We start from the raw sequence: 18,038 nt of genomic DNA on the forward strand, positions 1-18,038 counted from the left end.
GCGCCGCTTGTTCGATTAGCCGCTCATGTCGTCGTCGCCGATCAGCGTCGAGGTCAGCGAGCCACCCACGACAGTGGTGTCAACGGCGTTGCTGAGGATGTTCGCGCCCATCACGATCGACTGGTTGAAGGCAGTCGTGTCGATCACCGCGCTCGCATCGGCATAGGACTGACCGGTGACGATGCCGTCGCCGCCATTGCCCGAGCCCCAGCTTCCGAGGTTGCCGCCTGCGCCGCCGCCGCCCGCGGTAACGTCGCCTGCCGTGTTGCCGCCGCCGGCATAGCCGCCCTCGGCCCAGGCCTCACCGCCGGACGCCATCGCTTTGGTCGCAGCCAGGCCGAAACCGTCACCGCCAGCGCCGCCAGCGCCACCGGCTCCGATGCCGCCACCCATTCCGCCGCCGATGCCGGTCGAGCCCGCGGAAGCGCCGCCATCATGAGCGCTCGCACCGTCGTCGCCGCCCTTGTTGGGGTGGCCGCCAAGCATGCTCGGCATGTGGTGACCACCGCCACCGCCGCCATTCATGGCCATAGCACCGCCGTCGGAGGCACCCGCGCCGGATGCGCCGACACCGAGACCCAGGCCGATGCCCAGACCGGCACCGCCGTCGCCGCCGTCGTCGCCTTCACCCTCGGCTTTGGATGCCGCGAGCGCGATCCCGCCGCCCGAAAGAGCGATTCCGCCGCCAGCGAAGGAGTTTCCGCCCTCGGACTCGACATCATCGGCCCCGTTGCCGCCTTCCGAGATCGCCTGGATGCCGTCGTCGGCATAGGCCTCGCCGCCATTCGCGTCGCCGCTGATGGTAAAGCCGGCCCCGCTATTGGACACCGACGGGTTGTTCAGCGTGTCGTTGTCGACGAGGTTGTTCGACTGCGCATTGACCATCCCGACATCGTTGCCGGCCCCGTCGAGCGCATCCTTCAGGATGTCGTCGAGCTTGAGGTCGTTGCCCGGATCGTACTCGATGTCGCCCTTCGCCATCAGCACGTCACCCACCGAGGAGTGGCTGAGATCGAAATCGGCGAAGTCGTCATCGGACGGGCCATAGCCTTCCATAGCGACCCCGACGGACACGTCGACCGCGGTGACGTTCGCATTGAGGTTGGCGTTCAGGTTCCCGTTGAGGTTCCCGTTGCCGTTCAGGTTCGCATTGTGGCTCGAGCTGTTGGCATCCGCCGCCGAGCCCGAATTGCTGCCCGAGTGGCTGCCGGAAACCGCACCGGCACCAGCACCTGCGAGAGCGCCCGAGCCGGCAAGGCTACCGGCGCCCGCACCCGACAGCGAGCCGGAGTCGCTGGTATTGGTGGTGGTCGAGTGCTGATACTGACCTTGGCCCTGACCCTGGCCCTGCACTTCGGCCTGGCCCTGGCCCTGAATTTCGGCCTGACCTTGGCCCTGACCCTGCATTTGGAAGCTCGGGTCGAAGAAATTGTGTCTCCTGGACATGGTTGTTCTCCCAGTTGAGCTGGTCCGAACCCCGTCACTCTCTCTCAAACGGATATATCGGACCGGTTTCACCATGGGGGCCGGAGCCCCCGGGCCGCCCGCTTCGAATTCCCGACAGACCTCTCCCGTGCCCGGAAATCAGGATGATTCGCGGGTGGTGATCGCTCGTCGCGGATCGAAGGCAAAACGGATCACAGCGGAATGCCGTGACGAGAACATCCTGCGCGCAGGCCCCCTTCATACCTAGTTAGCAAATGGGTCTAGCGCTTCGGATGGGGGCGTTAACGATTTGTTTCCGCAGTGATTCGCGAGCCAAAGAGGCGTTTGCGGCTAGGTTGTCGCCTTCTGGGAAACCCTGCGGATCGCTCGCCAAATCCTGCCGCAAGACCCGCAGCATCTTGTGTCCGCGACCCCCGCGATCCACGAGATGATCCGGGACTCGATCTCCAAATTCTCCCCGCGAAGCTGCGATTCGGCTGAACTTCTTCGGTGTCCGGGAATCCTTACCGCTGCGTAAACACATTGGACGACGCCGGTTCGCGCGATCCATGTTAGGATGTAATTCGGCGGGATAGTGTGTGGCCCCGCCAAAGACGAAAATGAAAATTCTTGGTTGTGTAAGGGGGACACCATGAATGCAATCCATAACACTGTTGCCAGTGAACGTGTGGGCACGGCTGTGCATCGCGACGATTCCGTGATCGGATTTCTCGGGGCGGCGCAGGCCTTCTCGGATACGGTCCTGCGGACGGTCGAGGCGGAAGTGCCGCCTTCGGCATGCCATCGCTTCACCGACTTCGATGACCTCGAGGATATGCTGAACGCGGATGCCGAGTTCCCGGAAGGCGGCACGCTGCGTACGCTGATCGTGGACGAACGGCACGCGGAGGCTCTGATTTCGCTGCTGGGGAGCAAGTCCAGCCCGCTGACGCGCGTCAAGCCGATCATTGCCTTCGAGGAGCAGGGCTACGGCCAGCACCTGATGGACATGTACGGCCCGCAGCTCATCTCGCGTCAGATCAGCCTGCTGCCGATGAACGTGAACCTGACGACCTGGCTTCTGATCCTGCGCATGGTCGTGTCGGGGGGGCATTACATCCCGCCCACGCTGGTGCGCTGCCGCCCGTCGGACCCGCCGCGCAGTGCGCTCATCCCGGCCGAGACGGACAGCGAAGCTGCCGCGAATTCGGGGCTGACCCCGCGTGAGGCCGAGGTTCTGGGAATGCTGTCCTCCGGGCAGGCCAACAAGATCATCGCGAGCCGCCTCAATCTCTCCGAGCATACGGTGAAGCTTCACATCCACCGTATCATCGGCAAGCTCGGCGTGACGAACCGGACCGAGGCGGCGATCTGGTATCACCGCCATGCCGGATGCTGAGCTGGCACCGCGCGGTTCGCCTCCGCCCGAATTCGACACTTTCCTGATGAAGGTGGGGCGGATCAACTACGCCTGGACCAATACCGAAAGCCTGCTGATCCACCTGATCGCCGGGCTTTCGGGGACCGACAAGGATGCCGCAATCATCATCCATCTCACGCTCAACACGACGCGGGCGCGCCTCGATCTGGTGGAGCGGCTCGCCAAGCGCGACGCCTGTCCGCTGCCGGACGAAGCGCGCGCCCGCATACTCGCGGTCTCGGGGCGGATGAAGAAGGTCTCGGGGCTGCGAAACCATTTCAACCATTGCCTCTATGCCTTCGATGCCGCGGGTGGACCGGTGCGCGCGATCGAGATGCGCATCGCGGATCGCAAATCCGGGCTGAGGATCGGCGAGGAAAGCGTGCTCGACCGGGCGACGCTTGACGAAATGGACGTGTCACTGGGCGAGTTGCAGGACATCAATGCCGAGATCTGGGGGATCATCCGCGCCTTCGACCTCCCCGCCTGAGCAGATCGGGGCGCGAACTGTCAGGCCGCGTGCATGCGGCTATAGAGTGCGTCCGTCAGCATCTGGGGAAGCGTCGGCTTCGAGAAAACGGGGATGTCCGGCATCGTTGCCTGGAAAGGCAGCGGCAGCGGCTCGGCCGTATTGACGACAACCGGCAAATCCCGATCGTGCAATTCCCGCGCGAGGCCTTCCGCGCGGCCGTCGCGCAGGTTCATGTCGAGGATCACGCCCGAGATTTCGAGCGACTCGTCGTGCAAAAGTTCGCGCGCCTGCTCCAGCGTGGCGACGGGGCCGGCGACGCGGCCGCCTGCCTCCTCGATCGACTGCGCGATGTCGTAGGCGATGAAGAATTCATCTTCGACCACGAGCACCTGCGTGCCCGTGAGAGGTCTGCTCGATATCACGGGCATGGGGTTACCCTTTTTTCGTTGCGGTTGGCACATGGATGCAATGAGGGAACCCGCGAAACTCGGGTCCGGTTCCATCGCAGGTTCCAGATGACCTGAGTCTGCCGCCGGGTCGCAGCGGCGAGAGAAAATACAGCTTTCGCCTTTCCCCAGCACCTTGAACCCCTACCCGTTCCCCCCGCCCATCCCGGGTTTCCGTCCGGCTTTCCGCCTGTCTTCTCGGTGCCCGAACGCCCGCGGATCTACGCTCAATTTTTCGCACCGAAACCAGTTTCGGCTTTACGAAACCAGTTTCGCAATCGTAAATTCCCCGCATGGAGGAGATTCGCGATACCAAAGTGTCGGAGGGCGCGCCCGTTTCGCGGCGAGTGCGCATATCCGATCTGGCCGATGCGCTCGGCCTGACCAAGAGCACGGTCTCGCGGGCTCTGAACAATTATTCCGACATTGCGCCGGAGACGCGCCGCCGGGTGGCCGAGATGGCCGCGAAGATGGGCTACGCGCCGATGCCCTATGCGCAGGCGGTGCGCACGGGACGCGTGCGGGCGCTGGGGCTGGTGCTTGAGATTGACGCGCCGGACCGGTACGGGCCCTTCCTCGCCGAATTCCTCGGGGGGATCACGCAGGAGGCCTCTCTCGAGGGCTGGACGTTGACCGTGGCCTCCTCGAGCTCGCGCGAGGAGATGGAAGCGACGGTGACGCGCCTGCTGCAAGAGCACAAGGTGGACGGGTTCATCCTGCCCCGGACCCGCGTCGCGGATCACCGGGTGGATTTCCTGCGCGCCAAGCATGTCCCCTTTGTCCTCTATGGCCGCACCGGCTATGGCGGTCCCGAGCACGGTCTGTCCTGGTTCGATGTCGATGGGGGGCAGGCGATGCGTGCGGCCGTGTTGCGGCTCGCGGGGCTCGGCCATCGCCGCATCGGCTTTGTCGGATATGCCGAGGAATACAATTTCGCGCTGCTGCGCCGCGACGGCTATCGCGAGGGGCTTGCCGAGGCGGGGCTGCCGCTCGATCCCTCGCTCGAGCGGCTCGGTGTGATCAATCGCGCGGACGGCATGCGGGCGACTGAGGAGCTGCTCGATCTCCCCGACCCGCCGACCGCGATCGTCTTCTCGACCGACATGACCGCGCTCGGGGCCTATGATGCGGCCCGCGCGCGCGGGATCACGATCGGCCGGGATCTCTCCGTCATCGGCTATGACGGGATCCCCGACGGGCGGATGATCGATCCGCCCCTCACGAGTTTCGCGGTGGACAGCCGTCAGGCGGGCGAAAGGCTCGCCGCGCTGCTCATCGCGCAACTGCGCGGCGCCCCCGCCGAGAACCTGAGGGAACTCGTCGAGGCACGCCTTCAGCCGGGTGGCTCGGACGGGCCGCCCGTGACCACCTGACTGACCATCAAGAACCGGGAGGAGAACCGATGAAGATGACCCGAACCAACGGCACCGCACGGCTGCTCGGCAGCGCGGCACTGGCCCTGATGCTGGGCGCCGTGGCCGTGAAGGCCGAAACGATCAAGTTCTGGACGACCGAGGAACAGCCTGAACGCCTCGCCAAGCAGCAGAAGCTGGCCGACGACTTCAAGGCCGAGACCGGCATCGACGTGCAGGTGATCCCCGTCAACGAGAGCGAGCTGAACACCCGCGCCACCGCGGCCTTCGCCGCCGGCGATCTGCCCGACGTGATCTACACGCCTATCTCGAACGTGCTGCCCTGGACCGAGGCCGGCATTCTGGATGTCGGCGCTGCAACCGACGTGGTCGACAAGCTCGACCCCAAGACCTTCGCGCCCGGCGCGTTGAAGATGGTCGAGACCGATGGCGATTATGCCGCCGTTCCGGTCGATGGCTGGACGCAGGTTATCCTCTATCGCAAGGACCTCTTCGAGAAAGAGGGCCTGCAGCCGCCGACGAATTTCGCCAATATGAAAGCCGCGATCAAGAAGCTCAACAACCCGCCGAACATGTATGGGTTCGTCGCGGCGACCAAGGTCGACGACAACTACATGAGCCAGGTGCTCGAGCAGATCATGCTCGCGAACGGGATCTCGCCGGTCGGCAAGGACGGGTTCCAGCCGCTCGACGAGAAGAAGACCGTCGAGGTGCTCAACTTCTACAAGGAGCTCGCGAAGGCCTCCCCGCCCGGCGACAACTACTGGAAGCAGTCGCGCGAGCTGTATTTCGCGGGCAAGGCGGCGATGATCATGTGGTCGCCCTTCATTCTCGACGAGCTTGCGGGCCTGCGCGATTCCGCCCCGCCCATGATCGACGGAGACCCCACCTCGAAGGCGCTCGCGCATGACACCGGCTTCGTGACCAACCTCGCCGGTCCCGAGAACCCCAACGGTGCGAGCTGGGCCGACATCCGCTATTTCGGCATCACCTCGGATGCGGATACCCAGGCGGCCGAGCAATTCGTCGATTTCTCGATGAACCAGGGTTACGGTCAGACCCTGTCGATCGCGCCCGAGGGCAAGTTCCCGGTCCGTCGCGGCACCGATGCCGAGTCGGACAAATACGTGAAGCTCTGGTCGACCCTGCCGGTGGGCGTGGATCGCCACGCGCCGCTCAAGGACCTCTACAGCGAGCAGGTGATCGGCGAACTCACGAACGGTCTCGACACCGCGCAGCGCTGGGGCGTGAACGATGGGCAGCTCGCGCTGGCCTCGAAGATGCTCAACAGCCAGGTGATCAACCGCGTGGTGCGTGATTTCATCGACGGCAACGTCTCGGCCGAGGATGCGGTCAAGAAGATGAACGACGAGCTTTCGAAGATCAACTGATCGTAGCCGAGAGACAATCGGGCAGGGCGTGCGCGCCCTGTCCGAAACTTGCGCCTCGGCCACGGGGCGAGATTTGGAGACAGTCATGACCGAGATTTCGCCGCCCAAGGGACGCGGCGCGCTCGCCCGGCGCGAGGCGCGGCTCGCCTGGGGCCTGCTTCTGCCCACGATCACGATCGTCGCGCTGGTGGTGATCGTGCCGCTTCTCGCGATCTTCTGGATCTCGGCGAAGCCGGTGAAACTGGGCGATCTGCGCCCCGCAGAAATGCGTCTGCGCGTCACCCTGCGCGACCGGGGCGACGTGCCCCAGCTCGAATATCGGGTGATCAACCCGTCGCGCGATCAGGTGATCCACAAGGCGGGTTTCACCGACACGCTGCCGCAGGGCGTGACCCTGACCGGTGACCTGCCGCAGGGCTGTGCACTGTCCGGGCAGGTTCTGAACTGTGATTTCGGCGATCTCGAGCCCGCCTATAATGAACGCTTCCGCATCGATGCGCAGGTGAGCGGCGATGTGAAAGCGGCCGAGCAAGCGGTCCGCGACACCGAACCGACCCTGCGCGGCAGCGCGGACAACGTCCTGACCAACGCGACCTTCACGCTCGAGAATTTCACCAAGCTCTTCGATAGCGGCGAGTTCTGGTCGGTATTCGGGGTGACGCTGTTCTACACCGTCTTCGGCACATTGGGCGCGCTCGTGGTGGGGCTCTTCGCGGCGATGCTGCTCAACAAGAGCTTCCGCGGGCAGGGCATCCTGCGCGGGCTCTATCTCTTCCCCTATGTCGCGCCGGTGATCGCGGTCGCCTTCACCTGGATCACGCTTTTCGATCCGTTCTCGGGCTCGGCCAACGCGCTTCTGGTGCAGATGGGCGTGAGCCAGGGAGCGATCAATTTCTTCGGCCAGAAGCCGCTGGCGCTGATCATGGTCACGCTGTTCGAGGTCTGGCGCTATTTCCCGCTCTCGTTCCTGTTCATCCTCGCGCGGATGCAAAGTATCGACAGCGACATGTACGAGGCGGCGGATATGGACGGGGCCTCGCCGTTCCAGAAATTCTGGTATCTGAGCCTGCCGCAGCTTCTGGGGATCCTTTCGGTCCTGTTCCTGCTGCGCTTCATCTGGACCTTCAACAAGTTCGACGACATCTTCCTGCTCACCGGCGGCAATGCGGGCACGCGCACGCTGACCGTCAATGTCTACGAGCAGGCCTTCGCGGTCTCGAATATCGGGGCGGGGGCGGCCGTGGCGGTGGTCGTGTTCGGCTGCCTGCTGGTCTTCTCGGCCCTGTTCTTCCGCACCATGAGCCGGGAGGAAGGGCTATGAGAATTCTTCAGAAAGGTTTCGTCGCCGGGCCGCTGCTGGGCGCGCTCTGGGCGCTGGTCATGGCGGTGACGGTGAGCGTGGCGATGTCCTTTGCCACCGGAGAGGGCTTCCGTCCGGGCCTGTGGGGCAGTCTGGTTATGGGCGCTCTCGCGGGTGCGGTTCTGCTCGCGCCCGCCCGCAAGGACTGGCTTGCCGCGGGATTGACCCTGCTCGGGGCGCTCTGGGTGCTGTCCGGGGTGATCGCGCCGATCCATCGCGCGGAAGGGGCGGGGCTCGGCGCCACCGTGGTCGCCGGCCTCATCTTCGGCGCCGCGCTCGCCTTCCCGCTGGCACGAATTCTTGCGGGCATCCGTCCGGGCGTGCTCAGCCGGCACGAATTCGAGGAGGCGGTGATCCGCTTCCTGACCGGCTTCGGATACCTGTTCTTCACCGCAATCGTGATCATTCCCTTCTACGTGATGGTGATGACCTCGATGAAGTCGCAGCAGCAGCTGATGCTCAACCCGCTCGATTTCACCATCGACCTGTCGCGCGGCTGGCACCTGTTCGACAGCTATGTGCAGCTCTTCGAGAAGTTCAATTTCGGCCGTTACCTCTGGACCTCCTTCTATGTCTCGGTCCTGACCGTCGCGCTGACGCTGCTGTTCTCGGTGCCCGGCGCCTATGCGGTCGCGCGTCTGCGGTTCCGCGGACAGAAGCTGTTCTCGCGGGGCATCTTGCTGATCTACATGGTGCCGATGATCGTGCTCGCGCTGCCGATCTACATCGCCTATTCGATGGTGGGCCTCAGGAACTCGATCCTCGGGGTGGTGATGATCTACCCGGTCACCACGATCCCGGTCGCGCTCTACATGCTGCAGGGATATTTCCGCGGGCTTCCCGTCGAGGTGGAGGAAGCGGGGCTGATGGACGGGCTGTCGCGGCTCAAGGTGATCTGGAAGATTACCCTGCCGCTCGCGCTGCCGGCGCTCGCCTCGGTCGGGCTCTATGTCTTCATGATCGCGTGGAACGAGTTCCTGCTCGCCTTCATGCTGCTCGACGATCCCAACAAATTCACCCTCACGCGGGGCATCGCCTCGCTCAACTCCTCCGAGATCCCGCGCCAGCACCTGATGGCGGGCGCGGTGATCGCGACGGTGCCGATCATGGCGCTGTTCCTCGGACTTGAACGTTTCATGACGCGCGGGCTGACGGCCGGTGCGGTAAAAGGATAAGACAGATGATGACCGACACCCTGCCGACTGATGCGGCCCAATCCGACCGTAACGAAGCCGCGCGGGCGATCCTGATCGCGAACGACCGGGGCGGCTATACCGTGCCCACGGCCGGGCTCTATCCCTACCAGTGGAACTGGGACAGCGCCTTCGCGAGCCTCGGTTTCGCCGAGTTCGACATCTCCCGCGCCTGGCAGGAGATCGAGACGCTGTTCTCCGGGCAATGGGACAGCGGGATGGTACCGCATATCCTCTTCCACAAGCCCGATCCCGGCTATTTCCCCGGTCCCGATGTCTGGGGCTGCGCCGGGCCGATCCCCTCCTCGGGCATCACCCAGCCCCCCGTTGCGCTGAGCTTCGCCACTCGCCTTCTGCGCGCCGATCCCGAGTTCGGTAAGGACCGGTTCGCCGCGCTCTTTTCGAAGATGCGAGCCTGGGGCGAATGGTTCCTGAAATGGCGCCGCGACGAGAAGGGCGCGATCTTCGTGGTCCATCCCTGGGAGTCGGGGCGCGACAACGCCCCCGACTGGGATGACGCCATGAGCGGGATCGACCCCCAGGACGTGGGGTTCTACGAGCGCCGCGACACCCAGCATGTCGACGCCTCGATGCGGCCCACGAAATACGATTACGACCGCTATATCTGGCTGGTGCAGCGCGCCAAGCGGCTCGGCTGGGACGATGCGGCGATGGCCGAGGACAACCCGTTCCGCGTCGCCGATCCGACGATGCATTTCATCTTGCTGCGCGGCATGCGCGACCTGCTCGCGGCAGGCGAGGAGCTGGGGCTCGACACGGACGGGCTCGCGGGGCAGATCGCCGAACTCGAAGCGGGCGCGGAGAGCCTGTGGAACCCGGGCATGGGGTTCTATGACAGCTATAACTGCAATAACGGGATCTGGTCGAACGCGCTGACCAACGCTTCCTTCCTGTGCTGGTTCGCTGGCCTCTCCTCGCCGCATATGGAGACCCACCTGCAGCGCGTGCTCGACGCGGCCCCCTATGGCGTTCCCTCGCTCGCGCCCTTCGATCCGCGCTTTGACGCCAAGCGGTATTGGCGTGGCCCGACCTGGGGCATGATGAACATGATGATCGGCGAAGGCGCGACGGAACAGGGGTTTGCGCTTGGCGAAGAGGTGCGCAAGCGCACCCGCGAAGTGATCTCGAAATACGGTTTCGTGGAATATTTCGATCCGATGACCGGCGAGGCCGCGGGCGGCAAGGCCTTCACCTGGACCGCTGCGGTCTGGCTCGCCTGGGCTGGAAAGGAGGGCTGAGATGGGCGCGATCACGCTCGGAAATGTCGAGAAATGGTTCGGCGAGGTGCAGGTCATCAAGGGGATCGACCTCGAGATCCAGGACGGGGAGTTCGTCGTTTTCGTCGGCCCCTCGGGCTGCGGGAAATCCACGCTTCTGAGGATGATCGGCGGGCTCGAGGATACCTCGCGCGGAGCGATCCGGATCGACGGAAATGACGTCACCGATCAGCCGCCCTCGAAGCGCGGTCTGACGATGGTGTTCCAGTCCTACGCGCTCTACCCGCATATGTCGGTGGCGGAAAACATGGGCTTTTCGCTGAAGATGGCGGGCGTGAAGGACGACGAGTGGCGGGCCAAGGTGGATGAGGCGGCCGAGATCCTCAAACTCGGCCCCTATCTGGACCGGCGGCCGAAGGACCTGTCGGGCGGTCAGCGTCAGCGGGTTGCGATCGGACGTTCGATCGTACGCGATCCGACGGCGTTCCTGTTCGACGAGCCACTGTCGAACCTCGATGCGGCGCTGCGGGTGGAGATGCGGCTCGAGATCGCGCGGCTTCACCGCAACCTCAAGCGCACGATGATCTACGTCACCCATGACCAGGTCGAGGCAATGACGCTGGCCGATCGGATCGTGGTGCTCGAATACGGCAAGATCGCGCAGGTCGGCACGCCGCGCGAGCTTTATGAAAAGCCCGCGAACCTGTTCGTCGCGCAATTCATCGGCTCGCCCAAGATGAACGTGATGCCCTGTTCGGCGTCGAGCGGAGGCTACAGTCTGGAAGGCGGTCGCGGTGGGGCCTGCCCGTCGCCGCAAGTCACCCAGCTTGGCATCCGTCCCGAGCACATCTCGCTCGTGGGCGAGGGCGAGGGGCAATGCGACGGTCGTGTCGACGTGGTCGAGTTCCTCGGCGCCGATACGTTCATCCTGTTCGACTGCGGGCCGCTCGGTCATGTCAACGTGCGGGTTGCAGGCGACACCGATCTGCGGCCGGGCGATGTCGCGGGGCTGGCCTTCGATCCCGAGCGGCTGGTCTTCTTCGACAAGGACGGGCTGGCGGTGAAGTGAGCCGCTCTCGGTTCTGATCCTGGCGCGGGGCGACCAGCCCCGGGCCGCGCCCGACCCTCCCCCCGGAAGGGCGCATTGGCGGCGTCATCGCGCGTTCGAGCGACTTGCGGGCTTTCGAGATAAAGTGCCACGCCACGGGCGGATCAAAGCGCCCACCCGAGGGTCAGGCGCAGCCCTGAACTCTCAGAAGGCTCTACCGGCTCCCGCCCGGCACCCAAAGCACGTCGTCCTTGCCATCGTCATTGGCGATCCGGGCGGCGACGAAGAACCAGTCCGACAGGCGGTTGAGGTATTTCACCGCCCATTCGTTCACACCCTCGATCGCGGCGAGCGCGACAGCCTCGCGTTCGGCGCGGCGCGCGACGGTTCGCGACATGTGCAGATGGGCGGCAAGCGAGGTGCCTCCGGGCAGGATGAAGCTGCGCAGCGGCTCGAGCTTGGTGTTCATCGCGTCGATCTCTTTCTCGAGCCGCGTGACCTGACTCTCGACCATGCGCAGGACCGGATAGCCCGCCTCGTCATCATGCTCCATATCCGGGCGCGCGAGATCCGCGCCGAGATCGAAAAGATCGTTCTGGATCGTCGAGAGCTGCTTTTGCAGCGCCTCATCCGCGTGCAGCCGCGCGATCCCGACCGTCGCGTTCAGCTCGTCCACCGTCCCGTAGGCGGCCACGCGGGCGGAATGCTTGGCCACCCGGGTCCCGTTCGAGAGCGCGGTTTCCCCGGCATCGCCGGTGCGCGTGTAGATGCGATTGAGAACGACCATCAGCCACCTCTTCTCAGATAGACGAACAGAAGGATCAGTGCGATTGCGACCGCCTGCGCCGCGATGCGCAGGCGCATCAGCTTGTTGGCATGCTTGCGGTTGAACTCTCCACCCCGTCCGAACCCCGCGATCCCGATCATCAGAATGACGAGAACCGCGAAACTCGCCGCGGCCACCACATAAAACAATGGATCGCTACGCATGAATATCCTCTCCCTGTTGCCCCAGACATAGCCGGAGCAGAGGGATTTGCGAATTCTTTTTCACCCTTTTGTGAGCACCCAGTCGAGCAGGCGATCGGGGAGTACCCGCCGCGCTATCCCCATCATTTTCGTGGGTGTCGTGATCGCGTAGCGGGCTTTCGGGTTGCGCGCCTCGAGCGCGGCGAGGATGGTCTTGGTGACCTCGGAGGCGGGCAGTTCGAACCGGTCGGGGCCCCGTTTCTCGTAGAGCCGGGTGAGCAGACTCTCTTCGTATTGCGCGCGCCGCGCCGAGCCTCTCCAGTTCACCCATTTCTCGAAATGCGGGATCGAGTTGACGCGGATCTTCGAGGTGATCGGGCCGGGTTCGATCAGGACGACCTTGATCCCGGTGTCGCGCATCTCGAGCCGCAGAACGTCGGTCAGCCCTTCGAGCGCGAATTTGGTCGCGACATAGGCCCCGCGCCAGCGGATGCCGACAAGGCCAAGCACCGAGGAGCATTGCAGGATCCGGCCCGTGCCGTTCTCGCCCTGCTGGCGCATCACGCGGATCGCGCGGGTAGTGAGATCATGCAGCCCGAAAAGGTTGGTCTCGAAAATTTCGCGCAGGGCGCCGGCCGGGAGGTCCTCGACCGCGCCCGGACAGGCGAAGGCCGCATTGTTGTACAGCGCGTCGAGCCGGCCGCCCGTATGCGAGAGGGCCTCGTCGAATCCCGCCTCGATCGAGGCAGGATCGGCCATGTCGAGCGGGAAGGAGGTGAGGCCTTCGCTACGCAGCCGCGCGCAATCCTCTTCTTTCCGGCAGGTGGCGAGAACGGTCCATCCGGCCGCCTTCAGCCCATGCGCGGCGTCATAGCCGATACCCGAGGAGCACCCGGTGATCAGGATCGTCTTGCTCATCGGTCCCTGCCATCCCTTTGCGGTCGGTCTGACGTCACGCGACGTGCGTCAGCTTTTCGCCGGGATAGGTGGGACCGGGTCAAAAGACAAGTTCGGCGGAGGCGCGGCGCTCAGTTCGACGGGGCGAGATAGCGCTTCGAAACCCAGCCATCGACGCCGTCGCCTTCGATGCGCACATGCGCCCAGCCGCCGCTTTCGGAGACGAGAAGCACCTCTTCGCCGCGGCGGATGCTGTCGACCGTGCGGTCGGAGGTGGACGGGCCGGAGCGGACATTGAGCGCGCTGGCGGTCACTTTCCAGAGCGACGCCCCATCGGTTTTCGCGGGCGTCTCGATGGGGCGCGTCTCCGGCGCGGGCTTGAGCCTCGGGCCGGGCATGCGGGTTCTCGGTATGACGGGGGTGATCAGCGCGGCGTTCTCGATCTGCGGGGTGGAGGCGGCCTTGGCCACGATCTTCGTCGGATCATGCGGCGCAACCGCCACCGGAGCAGCCTCTGCCTGGGCGAGTTGCGGAGCAGGGTCGGCCTGTGCCTGGCCGGCTGCACTCGGAACGTCGCGCCCCGCGACCACGAGGACGATATAAAGGCCGGCGAGCGTGGTAATAATGAGTTTTCCCATGTCAATTCTCCCCCGCGCGATCCCGAGCAGACTCGGATCACGATTATTTTATCACGGATGTTTTCTGGCTTCCCTTGGGGAATTCCTCAGGCCCGTTTTGGTTCCCGAATTTTGCTGCTGGTATCAGTGCTTTTCGCTTTTCCTTCTGGACCGGGCGCGGGCGGCGCTTTACACCCGAGCACATGAGCAGCGAAGAACACGAAAACCCACTTTCCCTGACTTCAGAACCGCTGAGCCGTGCGATCGGCGAGCGCTACCTGACCTATGCGCTCTCGACGATCATGCACCGCGCGCTGCCCGATGCGCGCGACGGGCTCAAGCCCGTCCACCGGCGCATCCTCTTCGCGATGCGCGAGCTGAAGCTGAGCCCCACCGGAGGGTTCCGGAAATCCGCGAAGATCTCGGGCGACGTGATGGGGAACTACCACCCGCACGGCGACGCCGCGATCTATGACGCGATGGCGCGTCTCGCGCAGGATTTCGCGATGCGCTACCCGCTGGTCGACGGGCAGGGCAACTTCGGCAATATCGACGGCGACAACCCGGCGGCCTCGCGCTACACCGAAGCGCGTCTGGCCTTCCCCTCCGAAGCTCTGCTCGAAGGTCTGGCCGAGAACGCCGTCGATTACCGTCCGAACTATGACGGCACGCTCGAAGAGCCCGTCGTGCTGCCCGCTGCCTTCCCGAACCTGCTGGCGAATGGCGCGAGCGGCATCGCGGTGGGGATGGCGACCAATATCCCGCCGCACAATCTCGACGAGCTGGTGCAGGCGAGCCTCGCGATGATCGCCAAGCCCGCGATCACCGACGAGGAGTTGGTCGAGCTGATCCCCGGTCCCGATTTCCCGACCGGCGGGGTGATCGTCGAGCCCAAGGAAAACATCCTCGAAGCCTACCGCACCGGGCGCGGCGCCTTCCGGCTGCGCGCACGTTGGGAGAAGGAGGATCTGGGCCGCGGCCAGTGGCAGATCATCGTCACCGAGATCCCCTACCAGGTGCAGAAATCCAAGCTGATCGAGCGCCTTGCCGAGGTCATCCAGACCCGCAAGGTCCCCGCGCTTGGCGATGTGCGCGACGAGAGCGCGGACGATATCCGCATCGTGCTGGAGCCCAAGACCCGCACCGTCGATCCCGAGATGCTGATGGGGATGCTGTTCAAGAACTCGGATCTCGAGATCCGGTTCAGCCTGAACATGAACGTGCTGATCGACGGCCGCGTGCCGAAGGTCTGTTCGCTGGGGGAAGTGCTGCGCGCCTTCCTCGACCACCGGCGCGAGGTGCTGGTGCGCCGCTCGCAGCACCGGATGGACAAGATCGACGCCCGGCTCGAGGTGCTCGAAGGCTACATCATCGCTTTCCTGAACCTCGACCGCGTGATCGAGATCATCCGCTATGAGGACGATCCGAAATCGATGCTGATGGCCGAGTTCGAGCTGTCGGAAGTGCAGGCCGAGGCGATCCTCAACATGCGGCTGCGCAGCTTGCGCAAGCTCGAGGAGATGGAGCTCAAGCGCGAGCGCGATGCGCTGATCGAGGAACGCGCGGGGCTCGAGGACCTGCTGGGCTCCGAGAAGCTGCAATGGAAGAAGATCGGCTCCGAGCTGAAGGAGATCGCGAAGAAATTCGGCAAGGATGCGCCCGGCGGCGCCCGCCGCACCGGTTTCGCGGAAGCCGGCGAGGTCGAGGAAGTGCCGATCGAGGCGATGATCGAGCGCGAGCCGATCACCGTGATCCTGTCCAAGATGGGCTGGGTGCGGGCGATGAAGGGGCACAACCCGCTCGACGCCGAGGTGAAGTTCAAGGATGGCGACGGGCCGATGTTCGCCATGCATGCCGAGACCACCGACCGGATCGTGGCGATGGGCTCGAACGGGCGCGCCTACACGGTGCTGGGCGCGAACCTGCCCGGAGGGCGCGGCATGGGCGAGCCGTTGCGGCTGATGGTCGACCTGCCCAATGAGGCGGAAGTGACGCATCTGCTGCTGCCCAAGGCGGGCGAGAAATATCTCCTGGCCTCGAGCGACGGCGACGGGTTTATCTGCCCCGCCGAGGAGATGATCGCGCAGACCCGCTCGGGCAAGCAGGTCCTGAACCTCAAGGGCGGCGCGCGGACAGCGGTCTGCGCGAAGGTTGCGGGCGATGCCGTGGCCTGCGTCGGCGAGAACCGCAAGCTGTTGGTCTTCCCGCTCGACGAATTGCCCGAGATGGCGCGCGGGAAGGGGGTCCGGCTGCAGAAATACAAGGATGGCGGGCTCTCGGATGCCATCACCTTCACGCTCGCCGACGGATTGAGCTGGAAGGATCCGGCCGGGCGCACGCGCACCGAAACCGATCTGAGCGAATGGATCGGCAAGCGGGCCTCGGCGGGTCGGATGGCGCCGCGCGGCTTCCCGCGCGACAACACCTTCACCTGATATCAGGGGGCGCTGCCCCCTCTTGCCCTGCGGGCAATTCACCCCTGGGATATTTCTTCAAGGGGAAGGGGGAAGCTCCTTCTTCTCCTTGATCGCAATATCCCGGGGGGAGGCGAAGCCGAGGGGGCAGCGCCCCCCCTTTCCTATGGTTCAGGCGCGCTCGAGCGTGAGCCAGATCCCGCCCTTCGGACGGGTCGTCAGGATCAGTTCGGGGATGGGTTCGCGCCCCGGCACCGCGGAGAAGCGGAAACGCGACAGCAGCGTGGCGAGGATGATCTGGGCCTCCTGCAATGCGAAACCGGCCCCAATGCAGATCCGCGGCCCGGCCCCGAAGGGGAGGAAAGCGAAGCGGTCATGGCTCGGCGTGGCGAAACGTTCGGGGCGGAACGCGTCGGGCTCGTCCCAGAGCGCGTGGTGGCGATGGAGCGCGTAGATCGGCAGCATGACCGTGTCGCCGGCGCGGATCTCGCGCCCCAGGAGCCGGTCGGGCTTGCGCGCCGTGCGTGAGAGGAACCCCGCGGGCGGGTAGAGGCGAAGGCTCTCGTTCACGATCTGCGCGACGCGCGGCATATGCGGCAGATCGGCGACATCGGCGACGCGGCCCTGCAGCACCGATCGGGCTTCGGCGCGCGCCGCGTCCTGAACCTCAGGCGCGAAGGCGCACAGGTAGAGCGCCCAGGCGAGAGTGAGCGCCGTCGTCTCGTGCCCGGCCACGATGAAGGTCAGAAGATTGTCGCGCAGCTCGGCCTGATCCATCATGCGGCCGGTCTCGGGATCGCGCGCCGTCCCGAGCAGGTCGAGCAGATCGGGCACGTCGCGCGGGCCGGCCACGCGGCGGGACTCGATCGCCGCGTCGGCATGGCGCTTGAGGTCGCGGACCACATGGCGCGACGCGATGCGATGCGGGCGCGGCACCCAGGCGGGAAGAGCGAAGAAGTCGAGCAGGGAGACCTTCGCGGTCTGCGCGATATAGGCGTCGATGGCGGCATGGATGGCGGCGCGGTCGAACCCCTCGTCGCCCGAAAACGTGACCTCGGAAATCACCTCGAACGTCGCGGCCACCATCTCCTGATGCAGATCGACCGCGCGCTCGGTCCCGGCCAACGGGGCGATCCGCTCGGCGCTGGCGCGTGCGGCGGCCTGCATCACCGGTGCCAGGGCCTCCATGTTGCGGGCGGCGAAGACCGGGGACGCGGCGCGGCGCTGCCAGCGCCATTCGGCCCCTTCGGCGACGAAGAGCCCTTCGCCCACGGCGGGGCCGAGGATCAGCTTCGTCACAAGCGATTTCGGGTAGTCCTCCACGCGGTCTTTCAGAATGTGGCGCAGCGCGTCGGGATCCATCACCATGTGCCATCGCGCGCCGGTGTTGCCCGAGATGATCGGGGCGCGGGTGGCGATGGCGGGGATGATCTCGAGAAGGTTGCGCCGGGCCGCGCGCAGGCTCGCGAGTATTCCCAGCGGGCGCTCGGCGAGCGCGACGCGGGCGGGCCGTTTCGACGTGTCTGGGGCGCGCGATTGATGCATGAAATCAACATAGCGCAACACAGGCCCGGGCCAAGATCCGCGAGGCTTCGCAACCGAGCGAAACGCTGCGATCTGGGCTTGATTTTTCGCGTCCAGCGCAATAGGTAGCGCGCGATATTGACTCGGGCCCGCTCATGGCGGCCCCCTAACCAGAGGCGCCCTGCGAGATGGCAAAGGAAAAGTTTGAACGTAACAAACCGCACGTCAACATCGGCACGATCGGCCACGTT

Annotated in this window: 16 protein-coding genes; 9 read left to right on the forward strand and 7 right to left on the reverse strand. The window is 65.1% G+C overall.

The features are described from left to right. Positions 1-15 precede the first annotated feature (15 nt). Positions 16-1,446 carry a hypothetical protein gene (locus DW2_RS19850; protein WP_038148023.1) on the reverse strand — a complete coding sequence of 477 codons (1,431 nt, stop codon included), beginning with the start codon at positions 1,444-1,446 and terminating at the stop codon, positions 16-18. Between the two features lie 631 nt (positions 1,447-2,077). Here DW2_RS19850 and DW2_RS19500 point away from each other — a divergent pair. Together DW2_RS19500 and DW2_RS15735 are read left to right on the forward strand one after the other, a co-directional pair. Further along, complete coding sequence (locus DW2_RS19500; protein ID WP_238321347.1) at positions 2,078-2,824, forward strand: response regulator transcription factor; 747 nt, start codon at positions 2,078-2,080, stop codon at positions 2,822-2,824. Next, complete coding sequence (locus DW2_RS15735; RefSeq protein WP_051856246.1) at positions 2,811-3,335, forward strand: hypothetical protein; 525 nt, start codon at positions 2,811-2,813, stop codon at positions 3,333-3,335. The genes DW2_RS19500 and DW2_RS15735 overlap by 14 nt, the downstream gene beginning before the upstream one ends. 20 nt (positions 3,336-3,355) lie before the next feature. Here DW2_RS15735 and DW2_RS15740 read toward each other — a convergent pair whose 3' ends face one another. Then, entirely contained in the window at positions 3,356-3,745 is a 390-nt protein-coding gene (locus DW2_RS15740; RefSeq protein ID WP_051856248.1) for a response regulator, read from the reverse strand. A gap of 311 nt (positions 3,746-4,056) precedes the next feature. Here DW2_RS15740 and DW2_RS15745 point away from each other — a divergent pair, with 311 nt between their 5' ends. The 6 genes from DW2_RS15745 to DW2_RS15770 all read left to right on the forward strand — a co-directional run bounded on the left by DW2_RS15745 (position 4,057) and on the right by DW2_RS15770 (position 11,387). Continuing rightward, entirely contained in the window at positions 4,057-5,136 is a 1,080-nt protein-coding gene (locus DW2_RS15745; protein ID WP_051856250.1) for a LacI family DNA-binding transcriptional regulator, read from the forward strand. 35 nt (positions 5,137-5,171) lie between these two features. Continuing rightward, positions 5,172-6,527: an ABC transporter substrate-binding protein gene (locus DW2_RS15750; protein WP_420340845.1), complete on the forward strand. Its 1,356-nt coding sequence runs from the start codon at positions 5,172-5,174 to the stop codon at positions 6,525-6,527. Positions 6,528-6,612: 85 nt separating this feature from the next. Next, entirely contained in the window at positions 6,613-7,848 is a 1,236-nt protein-coding gene (locus DW2_RS15755; protein WP_038148026.1) for a carbohydrate ABC transporter permease, read from the forward strand. Continuing rightward, entirely contained in the window at positions 7,845-9,062 is a 1,218-nt protein-coding gene (locus tag DW2_RS15760) for a carbohydrate ABC transporter permease (protein ID WP_038148027.1), read from the forward strand. Before DW2_RS15755 ends, DW2_RS15760 begins: the two co-directional genes overlap by 4 nt. 5 nt (positions 9,063-9,067) lie before the next feature. After that, positions 9,068-10,339 (forward strand): MGH1-like glycoside hydrolase domain-containing protein, encoded by a 1,272-nt coding sequence (locus DW2_RS15765; protein ID WP_238321348.1) that lies wholly within the window; start codon positions 9,068-9,070, stop codon positions 10,337-10,339. Between the two features lies 1 nt (position 10,340). After that, entirely contained in the window at positions 10,341-11,387 is a 1,047-nt protein-coding gene (locus DW2_RS15770) for an ABC transporter ATP-binding protein (RefSeq protein WP_038148028.1), read from the forward strand. Between the two features lie 193 nt (positions 11,388-11,580). Here the strand turns inward: DW2_RS15770 and DW2_RS15775 are convergent, their stop codons facing one another. The 4 genes from DW2_RS15775 to DW2_RS15790 all read right to left on the reverse strand — a co-directional run bounded on the left by DW2_RS15775 (position 11,581) and on the right by DW2_RS15790 (position 13,870). Further along, positions 11,581-12,153 carry a cob(I)yrinic acid a,c-diamide adenosyltransferase gene (locus tag DW2_RS15775; RefSeq protein ID WP_038148030.1) on the reverse strand — a complete coding sequence of 191 codons (573 nt, stop codon included), beginning with the start codon at positions 12,151-12,153 and terminating at the stop codon, positions 11,581-11,583. Beyond that, positions 12,153-12,356, reverse strand: coding sequence for a twin transmembrane helix small protein (locus DW2_RS15780; protein ID WP_038148031.1), 204 nt, complete (start codon positions 12,354-12,356; stop codon positions 12,153-12,155). Before DW2_RS15780 ends, DW2_RS15775 begins: the two co-directional genes overlap by 1 nt. 60 nt (positions 12,357-12,416) lie before the next feature. Further along, complete coding sequence (locus DW2_RS15785) at positions 12,417-13,253, reverse strand: SDR family NAD(P)-dependent oxidoreductase (RefSeq protein WP_038148032.1); 837 nt, start codon at positions 13,251-13,253, stop codon at positions 12,417-12,419. A gap of 110 nt (positions 13,254-13,363) precedes the next feature. After that, positions 13,364-13,870, reverse strand: a complete 507-nt coding sequence (locus DW2_RS15790; protein ID WP_038148033.1) for an SH3 domain-containing protein — start codon at positions 13,868-13,870, stop codon at positions 13,364-13,366. 182 nt (positions 13,871-14,052) lie between these two features. Between DW2_RS15790 and parC the strand changes: the two genes are divergently transcribed. Then, positions 14,053-16,284 carry a DNA topoisomerase IV subunit A gene (gene parC, locus DW2_RS15795; protein WP_038148035.1) on the forward strand — a complete coding sequence of 744 codons (2,232 nt, stop codon included), beginning with the start codon at positions 14,053-14,055 and terminating at the stop codon, positions 16,282-16,284. Between the two features lie 150 nt (positions 16,285-16,434). Here the strand turns inward: parC and DW2_RS15800 are convergent, their stop codons facing one another. Further along, on the reverse strand, positions 16,435-17,808 hold the full coding sequence (locus tag DW2_RS15800) for a cytochrome P450 (RefSeq protein ID WP_038148074.1): 1,374 nt from the start codon (positions 17,806-17,808) through the stop codon (positions 16,435-16,437). Between the last annotated feature and the right edge of the window lie 230 nt (positions 17,809-18,038).

Source organism: Thioclava atlantica, assembly GCF_000737065.1.
GTDB lineage: Bacteria > Pseudomonadota > Alphaproteobacteria > Rhodobacterales > Rhodobacteraceae > Thioclava > Thioclava atlantica.